The 16664-nt window shown below is 65.1% G+C and carries 19 protein-coding genes; 13 read left to right on the plus strand and 6 right to left on the minus strand.

Annotation, left to right across the window (positions count from 1 at the left end; translation table 11 throughout):
• The first annotated feature begins 54 nt into the window (after positions 1–54).
• Complete coding sequence (upp, locus tag ACSSV4_RS04525; protein WP_454273761.1) at positions 55–687, plus strand: uracil phosphoribosyltransferase; 633 nt, start codon at positions 55–57, stop codon at positions 685–687.
• Between the two features lie 72 nt (positions 688–759).
• Entirely contained in the window at positions 760–2091 is a 1332-nt protein-coding gene (locus ACSSV4_RS04530) for an SPOR domain-containing protein (RefSeq protein ID WP_454273762.1), read from the plus strand.
• Between the two features lie 15 nt (positions 2092–2106).
• Here the strand turns inward: ACSSV4_RS04530 and ACSSV4_RS04535 are convergent, their stop codons facing one another.
• Together ACSSV4_RS04535 and ACSSV4_RS04540 are read right to left on the minus strand one after the other, a co-directional pair.
• Positions 2107–3105 carry a type I glyceraldehyde-3-phosphate dehydrogenase gene (locus ACSSV4_RS04535; protein ID WP_454273763.1) on the minus strand — a complete coding sequence of 333 codons (999 nt, stop codon included), beginning with the start codon at positions 3103–3105 and terminating at the stop codon, positions 2107–2109.
• A gap of 98 nt (positions 3106–3203) precedes the next feature.
• Positions 3204–3845 (minus strand): sulfotransferase family 2 domain-containing protein, encoded by a 642-nt coding sequence (locus ACSSV4_RS04540; protein ID WP_454273765.1) that lies wholly within the window; start codon positions 3843–3845, stop codon positions 3204–3206.
• 72 nt (positions 3846–3917) lie between these two features.
• On the opposite strand from ACSSV4_RS04540, the gene htpX reads away from it, so the two are divergent.
• Positions 3918–4778 (plus strand): zinc metalloprotease HtpX, encoded by an 861-nt coding sequence (gene htpX, locus ACSSV4_RS04545; protein WP_454273766.1) that lies wholly within the window; start codon positions 3918–3920, stop codon positions 4776–4778.
• A 256-nt stretch (positions 4779–5034) separates the two neighbouring features.
• Positions 5035–6021, plus strand: coding sequence for a cobaltochelatase subunit CobS (gene cobS, locus ACSSV4_RS04550; protein WP_454273768.1), 987 nt, complete (start codon positions 5035–5037; stop codon positions 6019–6021).
• A 14-nt stretch (positions 6022–6035) separates the two neighbouring features.
• On the opposite strand, the gene ACSSV4_RS04555 is transcribed toward cobS, so the two are convergent.
• Positions 6036–6269, minus strand: a complete 234-nt coding sequence (locus tag ACSSV4_RS04555; protein ID WP_454273770.1) for a hypothetical protein — start codon at positions 6267–6269, stop codon at positions 6036–6038.
• A 95-nt stretch (positions 6270–6364) separates the two neighbouring features.
• On the opposite strand from ACSSV4_RS04555, the gene cobT reads away from it, so the two are divergent.
• Positions 6365–8242, plus strand: a complete 1878-nt coding sequence (gene cobT / locus ACSSV4_RS04560; RefSeq protein WP_454273772.1) for a cobaltochelatase subunit CobT — start codon at positions 6365–6367, stop codon at positions 8240–8242.
• Between the two features lie 38 nt (positions 8243–8280).
• On the opposite strand, the gene ACSSV4_RS04565 is transcribed toward cobT, so the two are convergent.
• Positions 8281–8541, minus strand: a complete 261-nt coding sequence (locus tag ACSSV4_RS04565) for a DUF2312 domain-containing protein (RefSeq protein WP_454273773.1) — start codon at positions 8539–8541, stop codon at positions 8281–8283.
• Positions 8542–8684: 143 nt separating this feature from the next.
• Between ACSSV4_RS04565 and ACSSV4_RS04570 the strand changes: the two genes are divergently transcribed.
• Positions 8685–8900, plus strand: a complete 216-nt coding sequence (locus tag ACSSV4_RS04570; RefSeq protein ID WP_454273881.1) for a hypothetical protein — start codon at positions 8685–8687, stop codon at positions 8898–8900.
• 18 nt (positions 8901–8918) lie between these two features.
• Here the strand turns inward: ACSSV4_RS04570 and ribA are convergent, their stop codons facing one another.
• A complete protein-coding gene (ribA, locus tag ACSSV4_RS04575) occupies positions 8919–10013 on the minus strand; it encodes a GTP cyclohydrolase II (RefSeq protein WP_454273775.1) in 1095 nt (364 codons plus the stop codon).
• Between the two features lie 159 nt (positions 10014–10172).
• On the opposite strand from ribA, the gene ACSSV4_RS04580 reads away from it, so the two are divergent.
• The 6 genes from ACSSV4_RS04580 (at position 10173) to ACSSV4_RS04605 (ending at position 15527) form a co-directional block, all read left to right on the plus strand.
• A complete protein-coding gene (locus tag ACSSV4_RS04580) occupies positions 10173–10859 on the plus strand; it encodes a response regulator transcription factor (protein WP_454273776.1) in 687 nt (228 codons plus the stop codon).
• Between the two features lie 290 nt (positions 10860–11149).
• Positions 11150–11938, plus strand: coding sequence for an exodeoxyribonuclease III (locus ACSSV4_RS04585; protein WP_454273777.1), 789 nt, complete (start codon positions 11150–11152; stop codon positions 11936–11938).
• Between the two features lie 56 nt (positions 11939–11994).
• Positions 11995–12915: a tetratricopeptide repeat protein gene (locus tag ACSSV4_RS04590; protein ID WP_454273778.1), complete on the plus strand. Its 921-nt coding sequence runs from the start codon at positions 11995–11997 to the stop codon at positions 12913–12915.
• A gap of 26 nt (positions 12916–12941) precedes the next feature.
• Positions 12942–13589: an LON peptidase substrate-binding domain-containing protein gene (locus ACSSV4_RS04595; RefSeq protein WP_454273780.1), complete on the plus strand. Its 648-nt coding sequence runs from the start codon at positions 12942–12944 to the stop codon at positions 13587–13589.
• Positions 13586–13777, plus strand: coding sequence for a Trm112 family protein (locus ACSSV4_RS04600; protein ID WP_454273781.1), 192 nt, complete (start codon positions 13586–13588; stop codon positions 13775–13777). Before ACSSV4_RS04595 ends, ACSSV4_RS04600 begins: the two co-directional genes overlap by 4 nt.
• A 142-nt stretch (positions 13778–13919) precedes the next feature.
• Positions 13920–15527: a peptide chain release factor 3 gene (locus ACSSV4_RS04605; protein WP_454273783.1), complete on the plus strand. Its 1608-nt coding sequence runs from the start codon at positions 13920–13922 to the stop codon at positions 15525–15527.
• Here the strand turns inward: ACSSV4_RS04605 and ACSSV4_RS04610 are convergent, their stop codons facing one another.
• Entirely contained in the window at positions 15528–16025 is a 498-nt protein-coding gene (locus ACSSV4_RS04610) for a YHS domain-containing (seleno)protein (RefSeq protein ID WP_454273784.1), read from the minus strand.
• A 152-nt stretch (positions 16026–16177) separates the two neighbouring features.
• Between ACSSV4_RS04610 and ACSSV4_RS04615 the strand changes: the two genes are divergently transcribed.
• Positions 16178–16660: a thioesterase family protein gene (locus tag ACSSV4_RS04615; RefSeq protein ID WP_454273786.1), complete on the plus strand. Its 483-nt coding sequence runs from the start codon at positions 16178–16180 to the stop codon at positions 16658–16660.
• The last annotated feature ends 4 nt before the right edge of the window (positions 16661–16664 follow it).

Below are 16664 nucleotides of genomic sequence, written 5' to 3' on the forward strand. Positions count from 1 at the left end.
CCCGGCATTTTCTGGAAAACAAGGCCCATGCCCTCGCAACCCGGAGTGTCCTGCATGACCGATCACCTGTCCATCGTCACCCACCCGCTCGTGCAGCACAAGCTCACGCTGATGCGCAAGTCGCATACCCCGACCGCCCATTTCCGCCAGTTGCTGCGCGAGATCAGCCAGCTTCTGGCCTATGAGGTCACCCGCGATCTGGCGCTCACGACCGAGCGCATCGAGACCCCGATGGTCGAAATGGACGCGCCGGTGCTCGCCGGACCGAAACTGGCGCTGGTCTCGATCCTGCGCGCGGGCAACGGCCTGCTCGACGGCATGCTCGACCTGATCCCCTCGGCGCGGGTCGGCTTCATCGGGCTCTATCGCGACGAGGCGACGCTCAAGCCGGTCGAATATTACGCCAAGCTGCCCGCCGGGCTGGAAAATCGTCACACCATCGTTGTCGACCCGATGCTTGCAACCGGCAATTCCTCGGCGGCGGCGGTGTCGATGCTCAAGGCGAAAGGCGGGCGCGATATCCGCTTTCTGTGCCTGCTCGCCGCGCCCGAAGGGGTTGCGCGCATGGCCGAGGCGCATCCCGATGTGCCAATCACGACCGCCGCCCTCGACGAGCGTCTGAACGACAAGGGATATATCCTGCCGGGACTAGGGGATGCGGGTGATCGGATGTTCGGCACAAAATAAGCTAATAACTGTTTACTAGACGGCAAAAATAAGGCACCCTCCGGCAAATTGAACCTTGGGGGGTGCATGTCCGTGAAGAAGTTTTCCCTGACCGCCTGCGCCTGTGCCGCGCTTATCGCCGGTCCGGCATCGGCCCAATCATTGCGCGACGCGCCGATTCCGGCGGAATTCCCGCCGAGTTCCTACGCCGGGGCGCAATATGTCGACAGCCAGGGCTGCGTCTTCGTGCGCGCAGGCGTTGCGGGCAATGTGACATGGGTGCCGCGCATGACCCGCAGCCGCGAGCCGCTCTGCGGCTTCAAGCCAAGCTTGACAGCGCAGGCCGCGCCACAACCCGCCGCGCCTGCCCCTACACCCACACCGCGTGCGACGGCCTCGACCGCGCCGGTCGCAGCCCCCCCGCCCGCGCCTCGGACAGCACCCGCCCCGGCGCCCCGGACGGTCGCGGTGCGCACCGCGCCTCCTGCGCCAAAGACCGAGCCCAAGGCCATTCCTGCCCCGGCCCCCGCACCAAAGGCCGCAGCACCCGCGCAGACCCGGCAGGCGCGCGTGATCACCCCGCCGGACCCCAACCGCACCGCCTGCGCCAATTCGACGGGCGTCTCGGCCGCCTATATGGTGCAGCACAACGGCTCCCCGGTGCGCTGCGGGCCGCAAAGCACGCCGCATGTCAGCTATGTGCGCAACGCCTCCGGACGTGGCACCGCCACCGTGCTGCGCCCCGGCACGCCGGTCGCGCGTGGCAAAGCACCCGCAGGCACGCGCGTCGCCCCGACACATGTCTACGCCGAGCAGCAGAAAAGCCTGGTCGGCGTCAGCGTACCCGAGGGGATGCAGCCGGTCTGGGAGGATGACCGCCTGAACCCCAGGCGCGCGCACCAGACGTTCGAGGGCATGGCGCAGATGGAGGTGATGTGGACCAACACCGTGCCGCGCCGCCTGATCGACCGCCAGACCGGCGCGGATGTCATCCACAGGTATCCCGGCCTGCAACCGCCCTATACCAGCTTCGAGCAGCAACGCGCGGCAGGCGTTTACGTCGCAACGCGGGGCCGCATCACGCCCGAGCCGCAGACCGTGCGCCGCACGGCACGCGCCGCGACCCCGGCGCAGGCGCAGGCCCAACCAACTGCCACCGTCTCGACACGCTCCACCCCGGACGCGCCGCAATCCGCCAGCCATCGCTATGCACAGGCCGGGATCTTCGCCGACGCGGATCAAGGCAAGGCCGCCGCGCAGAAGATCGCACGCGCCGGTCTGCCCGCAAGACGCGGAACCCTGAACCGGGACGGGCGCGAACTGACGCTGGTGCTCGCCGGGCCTTTTGCTACGCAGACACAGCTTGAGCGCGGCATCGCACGGCTGCACGGGCTTGGCTTTGCCGATGTGAGGCTGCGCAAGTAAATCCGCGCGGGGGGCTCAGCCCCGCCGTGCGATCCGCCGGGCCATGTCGAGCATCCGGCAGGAAAACCCCCACTCGTTGTCATACCAGCCAAACACTCTCAGCAATCCGCCCTGTGAGACCGAGGTTTGCGGCCCGCTGACCACCAGACTCTCGGGACGGCCGCGCAGATCGCACGACACCACCGGGTCTTCGGTCCAACCCAACCAGGTTTGCGTCTGCGCGGCACTGTGCAACATCGCGTTGACCGCCTCCAGCGTCACCGCCTCGCGCGTCTGCACCGTCAGGTCGATACAGGAAACACTCGCCGTCGGCACCCGGATCGCACGCGCCTCGATCCGGTCTTTCAGCGCAGGCAGCACAAGCCCGGTCTGATGCTGCGCGCTTGTGGTGGTGGGCACCATCGAGAGCGCGGCGGCGCGGCTGCGCTCGGGCCGATCGCGGGGCTTGTCCACCGTCGGCTGGCTGCCGGTATAGCAATGCACCGTGGTCATCTGGCCGCTGACGATGCCATAAGCCTCATCCAGCAGCCGCGCCAGCGGGGCAAGCGCGTTGGTGGTGCAAGACGCGTTGGAGATGATCCGCTGATCCCTGAGGTCATCGTCATTGGCCCCCATCACCAGGGTCACATCCGCCTCGGCCGAAGGGCCTGACACCAGCACCGCGCGCGCGCCCGCCTCGATCCCGCGCTCGGCCATCGCCCGATTGCCGCCCATGCCGGTGCATTCCAGCACCAGATCGACACCCGAGAGATCAAGCGCCCGCAGGTCGCGTTCGGAGTGAAAGGGGATCTTGTGACCATCCACGATCAGCACCCCGTCCCGCGTGCTCACCTGCCCCGGCCACGGCCCGAAAACGCTATCATATTGAAACAGATAGGCGCAGGTGGCGAGCGGCTCGATGTCGTTGATGCAGACCAGTTCGAAATCGCTGCCGTCGCGCATCAGGATACGCAGCAACGTGCGGCCGATGCGGCCAAAACCGTTCATGGCGATGCGGATGGGAGCGTGTGGCATGTGTCCTCCGGCGTAACAGGTCAACGGGGCTGACATTGATCCGCAGGCGGGCGAATGGCCAGAGGCGAAACAAAATTTGATCAAATTCCGCGCGGCGATCAGAACGCATAGCCAAAGCGCGCGATATCCTCGGCTGCGACGCGCGCGACGATGGCGGCGTGGTCGTCGGAATAGTAGTCGCGATACGCGCCGCGCTGCGACATGTTCACCCGTGGCAGATCGAGCCGAAACCCCAGATGTGCCCAGAGCGGCCCGGCATCCTCGGCGACATGTTCCAGCCGGATATAGAGAGAGCAGCGCTCCACCCCGTCCGCCGTGGTCATGTAATGCCGGACGGGGTGCGCGGCCCAGGCTGCCTGCGTCTCGCGGGCCTCCAGAAACCCGCCGAAATCACGCGATGCCGCCAGCCGCACCGCCGGATGATCAAAGCGCTGCCCGCGCAGCCAGTGGTAATAGCTGACCATCCGGTCCCAGGGGTTGCGCACCAGCGTGAACGTGAACGCATCGGCAATCTCCGCCGGGGTGAGCAACCCGTCGATATCGCCGAGCGTCGCGTGTTTCCAGAGCCGCCCGCGCGCCGACACCCCCCTGAGCCGCCCCCGCCTGCGCCGCGCCTTGGGCGTATCGCCGATCAGGATGTCATCGGCCATGGCCCGGCTTTCGAGCGCCTGCGCCATCGCCGTGCCGCCGGTCTTGGGGATATGAACAAAGATGTAACCGCGTCCGCGAGAGATGATCATGCTGCCCCCCGACCGCTTGCGCGGCCCGAAATAACCCCCATATCGCCCCTGCGTATAACCGAGGAAGCAACGATGGGATACCTGCGAACAGCCATCCTGATGGCGGCGATGACCGCGCTCTTTCTGGGCATCGGCGCCCTTTTGGGCGGCATGGGCGGTGCCGTGATCGCGCTGGTTATCGCCGTGGCGATGAATGCCTTCACCTGGTGGAATTCCGACCGGATGGTGCTCAAGATGCATGGCGCGCGCCCTGCCTCCGGGCAGGCGGGCGGCGCGCTGGAGCGGATGGTCCATGAGATGGCCGACCGCGCCGACATGCCACGCCCCGCCGTCTACGTGATCGAGAACCCGCAGCCCAATGCCTTCGCCACCGGGCGCAACCCCGAGAATGCCGCCGTCGCCGCCACTACCGGTCTCTTGCAGAACCTCAGCCAGAACGAGATCGCCGCCGTGATGGCGCATGAGCTGGCGCATATCCGCAACCACGACACCACCATCATGACGATCACCGCCACCTTCGCGGGCGCGATCTCGATGCTGGCCAATTTCGCGCTGTTCTTCGGCGGCAACCGCAACAACCCGCTTGGTCTGATCGGCACGCTGGCGCTGATGATCCTGGCTCCGCTCGGGGCGGCGCTGGTGCAGATGGCGATCAGCCGGGGCCGCGAATACGAGGCCGACCGCGTGGGGGCCGAGATCTGCGGCAACCCGCTCTGGCTCGCCTCGGCGCTGGAAAAGATCTCCGGCCTCGCGTCACGGATCGACAACGACACCGCCGAGCGCAACCCGGCCACGGCGCATATGTTCATCATCAATCCGCTCCACGCCCATGCGCGCGATCGCCTGTTCTCGACCCATCCCGCCGCCGAGAACCGCATCCGCGCGCTGCGCGAGATGGCAGGCGTGGGCGCGGGCAGCGGCCCGTGGGGTTGAGGGCGACTGCCGCTCAGACCATTATCGCCTGAAAAGCCCTGCGGGCGATTGTGCCGGAACGCCCGGAACCAGAGCAGGCGCGCCTTGCCCGTCAACCGCCGATGTGCCGCTCGCATCCGCACCCGCAGCGCCCGCGCCATAGGACCAGTCGCGCATCACCTTAGGGCCAATCCAATCTTGCCCCTTCCCCTTGCCCTCACCTGCGATATGTTGCACGACGAAACTCAGGAAACGACCCGATTGAAGGACCGGCGACATGGCTGACGGCACGATTGACATCAATGCGAAACCGACCGAGGAAATCTCCGTCCGCGAAACCTTCGGCATCGACACCGACATGATCGTCAAGGGCTTCCCCGCGCGCACGGAGCGGGTGCCGGAATTCGATTCGACCTACAAGTTCGACCCCGACACCACGCTGGCCATCCTCGCGGGGTTTTCCCACAACCGCCGGGTGATGATCCAGGGCTATCACGGCACCGGCAAATCGACCCATATCGAGCAGGTCGCCGCCCGTCTCAACTGGCCCTGCGTGCGCGTCAACCTCGACAGCCATATCAGCCGGATCGACCTCATCGGCAAGGATGCGATCAAGCTGCGCGACGGCGTGCAGGTGACCGAGTTTCACGAGGGCATCCTGCCCTGGGCGCTGCGTAACCCGACCGCGATTGTCTTCGACGAATACGACGCGGGCCGCGCCGATGTGATGTTCGTGATCCAGCGCGTGCTCGAGGCCGACGGCAAGCTGACGCTGCTCGACCAGAACGAGGTGATCACGCCCAACCCGTTCTTCCGCCTCTTCGCCACCGCCAACACGGTGGGCCTGGGCGACACCACGGGACTTTATCACGGCACCCAGCAGATCAACCAGGGCCAGATGGACCGCTGGTCGCTGGTCGCGACGCTCAACTACCTGAGCCATGACGCCGAGACCAATATCGTGCTGGCCAAGAACCCGCTCTACAACACCGCCGAGGGGCGCAAGACCGTCAGCCGCATGGTGACGGTGGCCGACCTGTCGCGCACCGCCTTCATGAATGGCGAACTCTCGACCGTCATGAGCCCCCGCACCGTGATCGCCTGGGCGCAGAACGCCACCATCTTCCGCAATGTGGGCTATGCGTTCCGGCTGACCTTCCTCAACAAATGCGACGAGCTGGAGCGTCAGACGGTGGCGGAATTCTACCAGCGCTGCTTTGACGAGGAACTGCCGGAAAGTGCGGCGAATGTGAGCGTAAGGTGACGCGGGCGCAGGCTTCAAATCTCGGGCTTGGCAGCCTCTTCAAGGGCCTCGACGCGCCGGTCGAGATCGTGGGAATGGCCCGCCATAAGGGTCAGGATATGCGTCAGCCCGTCGATGCGCGCATCAACACCGTCGAAACGCTCATCAACTGCGTCGAACCGCTCATCAACTGTGTCGAAACGCTCACGCATTTCGCGGCGCATCTCCTGCAAGAGTGCAATGGTGTGATTGTCCGGCGTCTCGGCCATCTGTCGTCTCCCTGTTCGTCAAAGATAAGCTGTCGGGCACATCATTGCAAATCTTCGGTTAACATATCGCTAAACGAGAAAATCGCGGCCACCCCATGAACAAACCCTCCGACAACCCCGCCGATCCGTTCAAGAAGGCGCTCGCCAATGCTACCAAGGTGATGGCGGATGACGCGGATCTGACGGTCAGCTACTCGGTCGATCCGGCGGGGATTTCAGGCGATGCCATGCGCCTGCCGCAGGTCAGCCGCCGGATGAGCCGCGAGGAGGTGCTGCTCGCGCGCGGTACCGCCGATGCGCTGGCGCTGCGGCACAAGTTCCACGATGCCGCCCTGCACAGCCGCTATGCCCCGCCCGGCGACATGGCCCGCGACCTCTACGAGGCGATGGAAACCGCGCGGTGCGAGGCCGTGGGTGCCCGCGAGATGCCCGGCACCGCCACCAATATCGACGCCAAGATCGCGCAGGACGCCACACGCCTCGGCTTTGAGCAGATCACCAATTCCGCCGACGCCCCCCTGCCCGCCGCCGCAGGCTACCTGATCCGCCACCTCGCGACCGGGCGCGACATGCCAGCGGGCGCGCAGAACGTCATGGACCTGTGGCGCGGCTTTATCGAGGAGCAGGCGGGCGGCACGCTGGAAAACCTGCAAGACACGCTCGCCGATCAGACCGCCTTCGCCAAGTTCGCCCGCCGGATCATCGAGGATCTGGGCTATGGCGATCAGTTGGGCGAGGATCCCGACAGCGCCGAGGACGATCAGGAGGACGACGCCAAGGACACCGGCGAAGAGCAGGAAGAGCCCGACAGCAGCGGCCAGGATGACAGCGACGAGGACGAGGCCGAGGCCGACCCCGAGCGCAGCCAGGACGAGCAGCAGGATGCCTCCCAGGCGCAGGTCAGCATGGACGAGATGTCCGACGAGGAGATGGACGAGGAAACCGAACTGCCCGAGGGCGAGGCCCCGCTGGAGCCGCCCCCGCCGCAGCCGATTTCCGACGCCGACCCCAGTTACATCGTCTACAACACCGAGAATGACGAGGAAATCCGTGCCGAGGATCTGGCCGACCCGGTGGAGCTCGAACGCCTGCGCGCCTATCTCGATCAGCAGCTTGAGCCGCTGAAAGGGGCGGTGTCGCGCCTCGCCAACAAGCTGCAACGCCGCCTTCAGGCGCAGCAGAGCCGCAGTTGGGAATTCGACCGCGAAGAGGGCATTCTCGATGCCGGGCGTCTGGCCCGGGTGGTCGCCAACCCCACCACGCCGCTCAGCTTCAAGGTGGAAAAGGACACCGAGTTCCGCGATACCGTGGTGACGCTGCTCCTCGACAATTCCGGCTCGATGCGCGGGCGCCCGATCTCCATCGCCGCCATCTGTGCCGATGTTCTCGCGCGCACGCTGGAGCGGTGCTCGGTCAAGGTCGAAGTGCTGGGTTTCACCACCCGCGCCTGGAAAGGCGGGCAGAGCCGCGAGAAATGGCTGGCCGAGGGCCGCCCGCAGCTACCGGGCCGCCTGAATGATCTGCGCCATATCGTCTACAAATCCGCCGACGCGCCGATGCGCCGGACGCGCGACAATCTCGGCCTGATGATGAAAGAGGGCCTCTTGAAGGAAAACATCGACGGCGAGGCGCTGGAATGGGCACACCGGCGCATTGTGGCCCGCAAGGAGGCGCGCAAGATCCTGATGGTGATTTCCGACGGGGCCCCGGTCGATGACAGCACGCTGAGCGTGAACCCCGCCAATTACCTTGAGAAACACCTGCGCGACGTGATCGCCATGGTCGAACGCCGCAAACAGGTGGAACTGCTGGCCATCGGCATCGGCCATGACGTCACCCGCTATTATGATCGCGCGGTGACGATCACCGATGCCGATCAGCTGGCGGGCGCGATGACCGAACAGCTGGCCGCGCTGTTCGACAGCGATCCGCGGGCGCGGGCGCGGATCATGGGCATTCGGCGCGCGGGCTAGCTCGCGCGGGCACTCAGCGGCCCGCGCCAAGCGCCCCGTCACGCCATCCCGAGCGCTTCCTTGTACATCTCCAGCACCGCCTCTTCCTCGGCGATGTCGTCCTTGTCGCGCTTGCGCAGGGCGATCACCTTGCGCATGACCTTGGTGTCATAGCCGCGCGCCTTCGCCTCGGCCATCACCTCTTTCTGCTGGTCGGCGATGTCCTTCTTCTCGGCTTCCAACCGCTCGAACCGTTCGATGAACTGGCGCAGCTCATCGGCGGTGACGCGATAATTCGCCTCGGACGTCATGTCGTTCATGGGGGTGCCTCCGCTCTGGACAGGGCGCATGACTAGCGGCGCGGGCGCGCGCTTGCAAGCGGCATCTCACCCCCCTCTTGCAGGATGCGCCGGTTTCGCTTAGGCGCGGGGCGAACCTGCGCTGACGAGGGAGAATGACCGCCATGGAGATCGTGATCTGGCTCGGAGCCGCCGTGTCGCTCGCCGGTCTGGTTGGGCTTATCTTGTGCATCCTCACCGTCTGGAAGGCGCGCCGCGCCGGTCAATCCGACACCGAGTTGCGCGCCACCATCCAGCGGGTCATGCCGCTCAACACCGGGGCGCTATTCCTGTCGATATTAGGGCTGATGATGGTGGTCGTGGGGATCATGCTTGGCTAGCACGGACTGTTCCGCGGCTCAGAGCAGATGCCCGGATTTCGACGCCTTGGTCGCCAGATAGGCATGGTTATGGGCATTCTCGCCCAGCTTCAGCGGCACCCGTTCGACGACCTTGATGTCGTTCTGCTCCATCATCGTGATCTTGGCCGGGTTGTTGGTCAGCAGTCGCACCGCCGAAAACCCCATCAGCGTCAGGATGCGCGCACCGATGCGGAAATCGCGCTCGTCATCCTCAAAGCCCAGCCGGTGATTGGCCTCGACCGTGTCAAAGCCCTGATCCTGCAAGCTGTAGGCGCGCATCTTGTTGGCCAGGCCGATGCCGCGCCCCTCCTGATTGAGATAGAGCAGCACGCCCGCGCCTTGCGCGCCCATCTGCGTGAGCGCGCCGCGCAGCTGCGGGCCGCAATCGCATTTCAGACTGCCCATCAGGTCGCCGGTGAAACAGGCCGAATGCAGCCGGGCCAGAACCGGCGCGTCGCGGTCGGGCTGGCCGATCTCGATGGCGTAATGCTCCTCGCCGCCATCCTCGGGGCGAAAGATGTGCAGCCGCCCCGCCTCGGACACCTCGAGCGGCAGGCGCGCGCTGACCACCGGATGCAGCGGGCTGGTGCGCATCAGCTGCGGCGTGGCCTGATCGAGCGGCACGCGGGTCAGCCCGTGACGCGTGGCGAAGCCCGCGCCATCGCTCAGCGTCAGCACCACCGCGGCAGGCAGCAGACGCGCGGATTTCACGAGGCCAAGCGCCAGCCGGTGCAGCCCGGCATCGCCGCCGCGTTGGGTCTCCAGCGGGCCCTTCATCGGGGTCTTGAGATCGTCGGCCGGATCGGCCACCGCCAGCACCCACGACAGCCGCGCATCGGGCGGCAGCACCACCCGCGCCAGATCGCCGTCATAGGCGCGCGCCTTGAGCGTGGCGGCGCGGCGCGCGGTGATCGCCAGCACCGGCACCTGCCCAAGCGCGCGCAGATCCGCCAGCCGCTGCGCGTCAAGCGTCTCGGCGGCCATCACCAGGGCGGCTGTACCATCCGCCGCGCAGAGCACCACCGGCACGCCCATCCGCAGGTCGGAGCGGGCACGGGCGATGATCTCGGTAATGTCGGGCGAAAGGCTCATGCGGGTCTCTCCGGTTGCGTCCATCCGTCATGTAGGGTGTTTCGTAACGAAATGAAAGAAAACGCTCGCAGGGTAACACGTGGGCGTGAGGCGCGTGTTGCACATCTTGTCGCAGGCCCGCTTGTGGCGCATGTTCCGGCAAAGGAAGAGGAAAACGACATGGCACAGGTCAAGAAAATTCTGCTGGTGGACGACGATGACGATCTGCGCGAGGCGCTCAGCGAACAGCTCGTCATGACCGAGGATTTCGACGTGTTCGAGGCTGGCACCGGCGCGGATGCGATGCACAAGATCAAGGACATGATCTACGATCTCGTCATTCTCGATGTCGGCCTGCCCGACACCGACGGGCGCGAGCTGTGCCGGCTGATGCGCAAGCAGGGGGTCAAGTCGCCGATCTTGATGCTCACCGGCCATGACGGCGACGCCGATACCATCCTGGGGCTCGATGCGGGGGCCAATGACTATATCACCAAACCGTTCAAGTTCCCGGTGCTGCTGGCGCGCATCCGCGCGCAACTGCGCCAGCACGAACAGTCCGAGGACGCGGTATTCCAGCTTGGGCCCTACACGTTCAAACCGGCGATGAAGATGCTGATCACCGAGGATGAGCGCAAGGTGCGGCTCACCGAGAAGGAAACCAACATCCTCAAGTTCCTCTACCGCTCGACCGAGGGCGTGGTGCCGCGCGACATCCTGCTGCACGAGGTCTGGGGCTATAATGCCGGGGTGACGACCCACACGCTGGAAACCCACATCTACCGGCTGCGCCAGAAGATCGAGCCCGATCCCGGCAATGCGCGTCTGCTGGTGACAGAGTCGGGCGGATATCGCCTTGTGGTCTAAAGGACACGCTCGCTTGACTTCGATCAAAGTCTTATCTGAGGATCAGGATTAGTCTGCTAATATTGACCTCATGTATGGTTATACATGAACCTCCCTGTTGGACTGGCCCCGGCACCTCGCCGGGGCTTTTTTCTATATGGCCGGTCACTCGGGGGCGCCGCCCCCCTCGCCGCACGCGGCGAGTCCCCCGGGATATTTGTGGCCAGAAGAACCCCGGCCCGCACAATCGCGTCTGGAAACGCGGCGCGCATCGCTTTAGGCTCCGCGCGAACGCAGACAGGAGATCCCGCATGAGCTTTACCCTCGCCACATGGAACATCAATTCGGTCCGCCTGCGCGAGGGGCTGGTGGCGCGGCTGATGCGGGACGAGGCCCCCGATATCCTGTGTCTTCAGGAATGCAAAAGCCCGGTCGACAAGATCCCGCTGGAGCAGTTTCAGGCGCTGGGCTACAGCCACATGGTCGCGCGCGGGCAGAAGGGCTATAACGGCGTGGCGATCCTGTCGAAATTGCCGATCGAGGATGCGGGCGACATGGATTTTGCGTCTTTGGGCCATGCCCGTCACGTGGCGGCGCGGCTGGAGAACGGCGTCACCATCCACAATTTCTACGTGCCTGCGGGCGGCGACATTCCCGACCGCGAGACAAACGAGAAATTCGGCCAGAAGCTCGATTACCTGACCGGGATGCGCGACTGGTTCCGCGACAGCCGCCCCGAAAGGGCGATCCTGGTGGGCGATCTCAACATCGCCCCGCGCGAGGATGATGTGTGGTCGCACAAGCAGCTCTTGAAGATCGTCAGCCACACGCCGGTCGAGGTCGAGCATCTGGGCAATGCGATGGAGGCCGGCGGCTGGCATGACGTGACCCGCGCCGATATCCCCGAGGGTCAGCTTTACAGCTGGTGGTCGTATCGCGCCCGCGACTGGGATGCCGCCGACAAGGGCCGCAGGCTGGATCATATCTGGGCCAGCGGTGACATCCGCGCCGCCGCCCATGGCAGCCGCATCCTGCGCGATGCGCGCGGCTGGGAGAAACCGTCGGATCACGCGCCGGTGTTTGCGCAATTCGACCTTTGACTCCGCGCGTTGGCCCCTCATATAGGGGCCAACACACTGAAGAAGGATGGTGAGACATGCTGGAACTGGGCCAAGGACAAACGAAACCTGCCGCGGGCGACCTGATCAAGGACGTGTCCGAGGCCGATTTCATGGTTCAGGTGGTCGAGGCGTCGCAACGCGTGCCGGTGATCGTCGATTTCTGGGCGCCGTGGTGCGGCCCCTGCAAGACGCTCGGCCCGGCGCTCGAGGCGGCGGTGACGCGCGCGGGCGGCGCGGTGACCATGGCCAAGGTCAATGCCGACGAAAACCAGATGATCGTGGGGCAATTGCGGATCCAGTCGCTGCCCACGGTCTATGCGTTCTGGCAGGGCCAGCCGATCGACGGCTTTCAGGGTGCCGTGCCGCCTTCCGAGATCGACGCCTTCGTGAACCGGGTGATCGAAGCCGCAGGCGGTGCGCCCGAGGGTGGCGGTCTCGATGAGGCGCTCGATGCCGCCGACGAGATGCTGGACCAGGGCGCAGTGACCGATGCCGCGCAGACCTATGCCGCGATCCTGCAGGAGGACGGGCAGAACGCCCGCGCCTATGCCGGAATGGCGCGCGCGCAGATCGCGGCAGGTGATCTGGGTCAGGCCGAGGCGATCCTGAACGGTGCCCCGGTCGAGATCAGCAAGACACCCGAGATCGAGGCCGCGCATGCCCAGCTTGCCCTCGCGCGGCAGGCCGAAAATGCCGGGCCTGTCAGCGAGTTGCGTGCTGCCGTGGAGGCCGACCCGGACGATCATCAGGCCCGCTTCGACCTCGCGCAGGCGCTCTATGCCAAGGGCGAGGCGCAGGAGGCCGTGGACGAATTGCTGGAACTGTTCCGCCGCGATCGCGAGTGGAATGACGGGGCCGCCAAGGCGCAGCTTTTCACCATTTTCGAGGCGCTCAAGCCCAACGATCCGGTGCTGCTCAGCGGGCGGCGAAAATTGAGCTCGATGATATTTGCCTGAGCCTTGCAGCGGGCTAGGTATCCGGCATGACACATAACGTCGATCTGCCTGAGATCATTCCGATTTTCCCCCTGCCCGGCGCGCTCCTGCTGCCGCGCTCGCGCTTGCCGCTGCATTTGTTCGAGCCGCGCTATCTGGCGATGCTCGAGGACACGCTCAAGACACCCGGACGGCTGATCGGGATGGTGCAGCCCAACAAGGTGCCGGGCCGAAATGGTGGCACCGGGCTGCAGACCATCGGCTGCGTGGGCCGCGTGACGCAGTTCTCCGAAACCGAGGACGGGCGCTACATGATCACGCTCACCGGGCTCTCCCGCTACCGGATGATAGAGGAGGTCGAGGGCTTCACCCCCTACCGGCGGGCCAAGGTGTCGTGGTCGGGCTTCGAGCGCGACATGGGACCGACCGACAGCGATCCGGGCTTTGACCGCGAGCGGTTCATGAACCTGCTGTCGCGCTACTTCCGCGCGCGCGAGTTGCAGACCGACTGGGAGTCACTCAAGGAGGCGGAGGACGAACTCCTGATCAATTCGCTGTCGATGCTGCTCGGCTTCGAGCCCGAGGACAAGCAGGCGCTTCTCGAGGCACCGTCCCTGAGCACCCGGCGCGAGACGCTGGTGACGCTGATCGAATACACGCTGCGCGGCGGCGATGACGAGGGGATCATGCAATGAGCGACGCCCAGAACAGGCCCGCCTTTGACCGGCGCATGCTTGACGGGCTGATCTGCCCGCAGACGCATCGCACGCTCGACTATGATGCCGAGCGGCAGGAACTGATCAGCCGCGCCGCCGGTCTGGCCTTTCCGATCCGCAACGGCATTCCGGTGATGCTGATCGACGAGGCGCGCCGCCTCGAATGAGCGGGTCGGGCGGGCCCCATAGGACCGCTCCGGGTCGCGGATAAGCCACCGACGCAAAACCGACAGAATACCGACGCGATACAGACCGCCCAGATCCACCCCTCGCTTGCGCCCCTCACGCCGCCCCTCTATACGGCGAGCCATGTTGGACATCCGCACAAACCGCCCCGATCTGCCCGCCGAGATTGCCCGGCGGCGCACCTTTGCCATCATCTCGCATCCCGATGCCGGCAAGACCACGCTGACGGAGAAATTCCTGCTCTACGGCGGGGCCATCCAGATGGCCGGACAGGTCCGCGCCAAGGGCGAGGCGCGGCGCACCCGCTCGGATTTCATGCAGATGGAAAAGGACCGGGGCATTTCCGTCTCCGCCTCGGCAATGTCGTTTGATTTCAAGACCTTCCGGTTCAATCTGGTGGACACGCCCGGGCACTCGGATTTCTCCGAGGACACGTACCGGACGCTGACGGCGGTCGATGCCGCCGTGATGGTGATCGACGGTGCCAAGGGCGTCGAGAGCCAGACCCGCAAGCTCTTCGAGGTCTGCCGCCTGCGCGATCTGCCGATCCTGACCTTCTGCAACAAGATGGACCGCGAGAGCCGCGACACGTTTGATATCATTGATGAAATTCAGGAAAATCTCGCCATCGACGTGACCCCGGCCAGTTGGCCCATCGGCCAGGGCCGCGATTTCGTCGGCTGTTACGATATGCTCAACAATCGCCTCGAACTGATGGACCGCGCCGACCGCAACAAGGTGGCGGAATCCATCAAGATCAATGGGTTGGACGATCCACAACTCGACGAGCACGTGCCTGCCAATCTCGTCGCCAAGCTCCGCGAAGACGTCGAGATGGCGCGCGAACTGCTGCCAGAGCTCAACCCGCAATCGGTGCTTGAAGGGCATATGACGCCCATTTGGTTCGGCTCCGCGATCAACTCCTTCGGGGTCAAGGAGTTGATGGACGGCATCGGCACCTACGGCCCCGAACCGCAGGTGCAAAAGGCCACCCCCCGCGCGATTGCGCCAGAGGAGACACCGGTCACCGGCTTTGTCTTCAAGGTGCAGGCCAACATGGACCCCAAGCACCGCGACCGCGTGGCCTTCGTCCGCCTCGCCTCGGGGCATTTCAAACGCGGCATGAAACTTACCCATGTGCGCTCCAAGAAACCGATGACGGTCTCGGCCCCGGTGCTCTTCCTCGCCTCCGACCGTGAACTCGCCGAAGAGGCCTGGGCCGGTGACATCATCGGCATCCCCAACCACGGGCAGTTGCGCATCGGCGACACCCTGACCGAAGGCGAGACCCTGAAAGTGACAGGCATCCCCTCCTTCGCGCCGGAACTGCTGCAACAGGCCCGCGCGGGCGATCCGATGAAGGCCAAGCATCTCGAAAAGGCGCTGATGCAATTCGCCGAGGAAGGCGCCGCCAAGGTGTTCAAGCCCGCCTTCGGCTCGGGCTTTATCGTGGGCGTCGTGGGCGCGCTGCAATTCGAGGTTCTGGGCAGCCGGATCGAGCTGGAATACGGGTTGCCCGTCCGCTTCGAGGGTAGCCAGTTCACCTCCGCCCGCTGGGTGCAGGGCGACAAGCAGGCGGTCGAAAAGTTCACCGCCGCCAACAAGCAGCACATCGCCCATGACAATGACGGTGACGTGGTCTACCTCACGCGGATGCAATGGGATATCGACCGGGTGGAACGGGATTACCCCGACATCACCCTGACCGCGACCAAGGAAATGATGGTTTGATCACACGCCGCCCCGCAGGATTTCCGGCCAGCGTTGATCGCCACGCGCGATAAAGCCCGGGATATCCTCTTGCCAGAGGCTCTGAATGTCGTCGTTGTAATTCAGGTAGAGCTTGCCATCGACGATCTTCCAGTTGCCGGGTTGCGTCGAATATAGCTTGCCCTTCTCGGCCACGGCCCAGGCACAGAACCCGCCATATTGCGGGGCATAGCGTGCAGGCTCTTCGGCAAAGGCTGCGCGATTCTCGGCGCTTTCGAAATGCCATGTCGCGCCGTTCCAGTCGAGGCTATGCGCCTGCGTGCCGGGCACCGCGCGACCTTCGGTGAAATAGGCCACAGGATCGGTGCCCCGGATCGCCACGCCCTCGGGCGCATAGACCGGGGCCGTGGCCAGTTCCTCGAACCCTCCGACAAGGCGCGGCACCCCAAGAGCGGCCAGCGCCCCCAGACCGAGAACAGCCACCGCGATGACACCGCGTCGCCGTGTGATGTTGACCATGCTCAGCTCCTGACATGCGTTCCAGCTTGATTTGGGGTCGGCTGGCGGAGATCCAAATCACGAAACCGCGCGGTGCGCGTCATCCCCGCCATTGCCATTCTGGCATGAATGCCGCAAAAACGCCCGCGTAATCGCTTTGAGAGGTTTCTCCAATGCCCGACCCCCAGCCCTTTCTCTCCAGCTATCACGCGATCGAAGAAGGCTGGATCGACTTCAACGGGCATCTGAACATGGGCTATTACACTGTGCTGTTCGACCGTTGCGCCGACGAGGCCTTTGCCGAGTTGGGATTCGGGCCGTCCTACGTCGCCACGCGCAACCTAACCACCTTCAGCGCGGAGTTCCACATCCGCTACCTGCGCGAGGTCAAGCTGGGCGACCGGGTGCGCAGCAGCTTTCATCTGATCGACCATGACGAAAAGCGGTTTCATTCCTTCCAGCAGCTTTATCACGAGGATGGCTGGCTCGCGGCCACCGGCGAGGGGCTGACGCTGCACATTGATCTCGACGGGCCGCGCGTGGCCCCCATGCCCGAAGATGTCCGGAGCCGCGTCGAGGCGATGGCAGAGGCGCATGCCGCGATGCTCCGCCCCGAGGGCATTGGGCGCAAGATCGGCATCCGCCGCAAGGGCTGAGCCG

The sequence above is a fragment of the Roseovarius sp. MBR-154 genome (assembly GCF_053628595.1).

What these genes read in the sequence shown, in the direction of transcription:
- cobT (WP_454273772.1), top strand. Translation starts at nt 6,365, where the DNA reads ATGAACAAACCCTCCGACAACCCCGCCGATCCGTTCAAGAAGGCGCTC.
- htpX (WP_454273766.1), top strand. Translation starts at nt 3,918, where the DNA reads ATGGGATACCTGCGAACAGCCATCCTGATGGCGGCGATGACCGCGCTC.
- ACSSV4_RS04565 (WP_454273773.1), bottom strand. Translation starts at nt 8,541, where the DNA reads ATGAACGACATGACGTCCGAGGCGAATTATCGCGTCACCGCCGATGAG.
- ACSSV4_RS04595 (WP_454273780.1), top strand. Translation starts at nt 12,942, where the DNA reads ATGACACATAACGTCGATCTGCCTGAGATCATTCCGATTTTCCCCCTG.
- ACSSV4_RS04585 (WP_454273777.1), top strand. Translation starts at nt 11,150, where the DNA reads ATGAGCTTTACCCTCGCCACATGGAACATCAATTCGGTCCGCCTGCGC.
- ACSSV4_RS04615 (WP_454273786.1), top strand. Translation starts at nt 16,178, where the DNA reads ATGCCCGACCCCCAGCCCTTTCTCTCCAGCTATCACGCGATCGAAGAA.
- ACSSV4_RS04570 (WP_454273881.1), top strand. Translation starts at nt 8,685, where the DNA reads ATGGAGATCGTGATCTGGCTCGGAGCCGCCGTGTCGCTCGCCGGTCTG.
- ACSSV4_RS04590 (WP_454273778.1), top strand. Translation starts at nt 11,995, where the DNA reads ATGCTGGAACTGGGCCAAGGACAAACGAAACCTGCCGCGGGCGACCTG.
- ACSSV4_RS04580 (WP_454273776.1), top strand. Translation starts at nt 10,173, where the DNA reads ATGGCACAGGTCAAGAAAATTCTGCTGGTGGACGACGATGACGATCTG.
- cobS (WP_454273768.1), top strand. Translation starts at nt 5,035, where the DNA reads ATGGCTGACGGCACGATTGACATCAATGCGAAACCGACCGAGGAAATC.
- ACSSV4_RS04600 (WP_454273781.1), top strand. Translation starts at nt 13,586, where the DNA reads ATGAGCGACGCCCAGAACAGGCCCGCCTTTGACCGGCGCATGCTTGAC.
- upp (WP_454273761.1), top strand. Translation starts at nt 55, where the DNA reads ATGACCGATCACCTGTCCATCGTCACCCACCCGCTCGTGCAGCACAAG.
- ribA (WP_454273775.1), bottom strand. Translation starts at nt 10,013, where the DNA reads ATGAGCCTTTCGCCCGACATTACCGAGATCATCGCCCGTGCCCGCTCC.
- ACSSV4_RS04540 (WP_454273765.1), bottom strand. Translation starts at nt 3,845, where the DNA reads ATGATCATCTCTCGCGGACGCGGTTACATCTTTGTTCATATCCCCAAG.
- ACSSV4_RS04605 (WP_454273783.1), top strand. Translation starts at nt 13,920, where the DNA reads ATGTTGGACATCCGCACAAACCGCCCCGATCTGCCCGCCGAGATTGCC.
- ACSSV4_RS04535 (WP_454273763.1), bottom strand. Translation starts at nt 3,105, where the DNA reads ATGCCACACGCTCCCATCCGCATCGCCATGAACGGTTTTGGCCGCATC.
- ACSSV4_RS04555 (WP_454273770.1), bottom strand. Translation starts at nt 6,269, where the DNA reads ATGGCCGAGACGCCGGACAATCACACCATTGCACTCTTGCAGGAGATG.
- ACSSV4_RS04610 (WP_454273784.1), bottom strand. Translation starts at nt 16,025, where the DNA reads ATGGTCAACATCACACGGCGACGCGGTGTCATCGCGGTGGCTGTTCTC.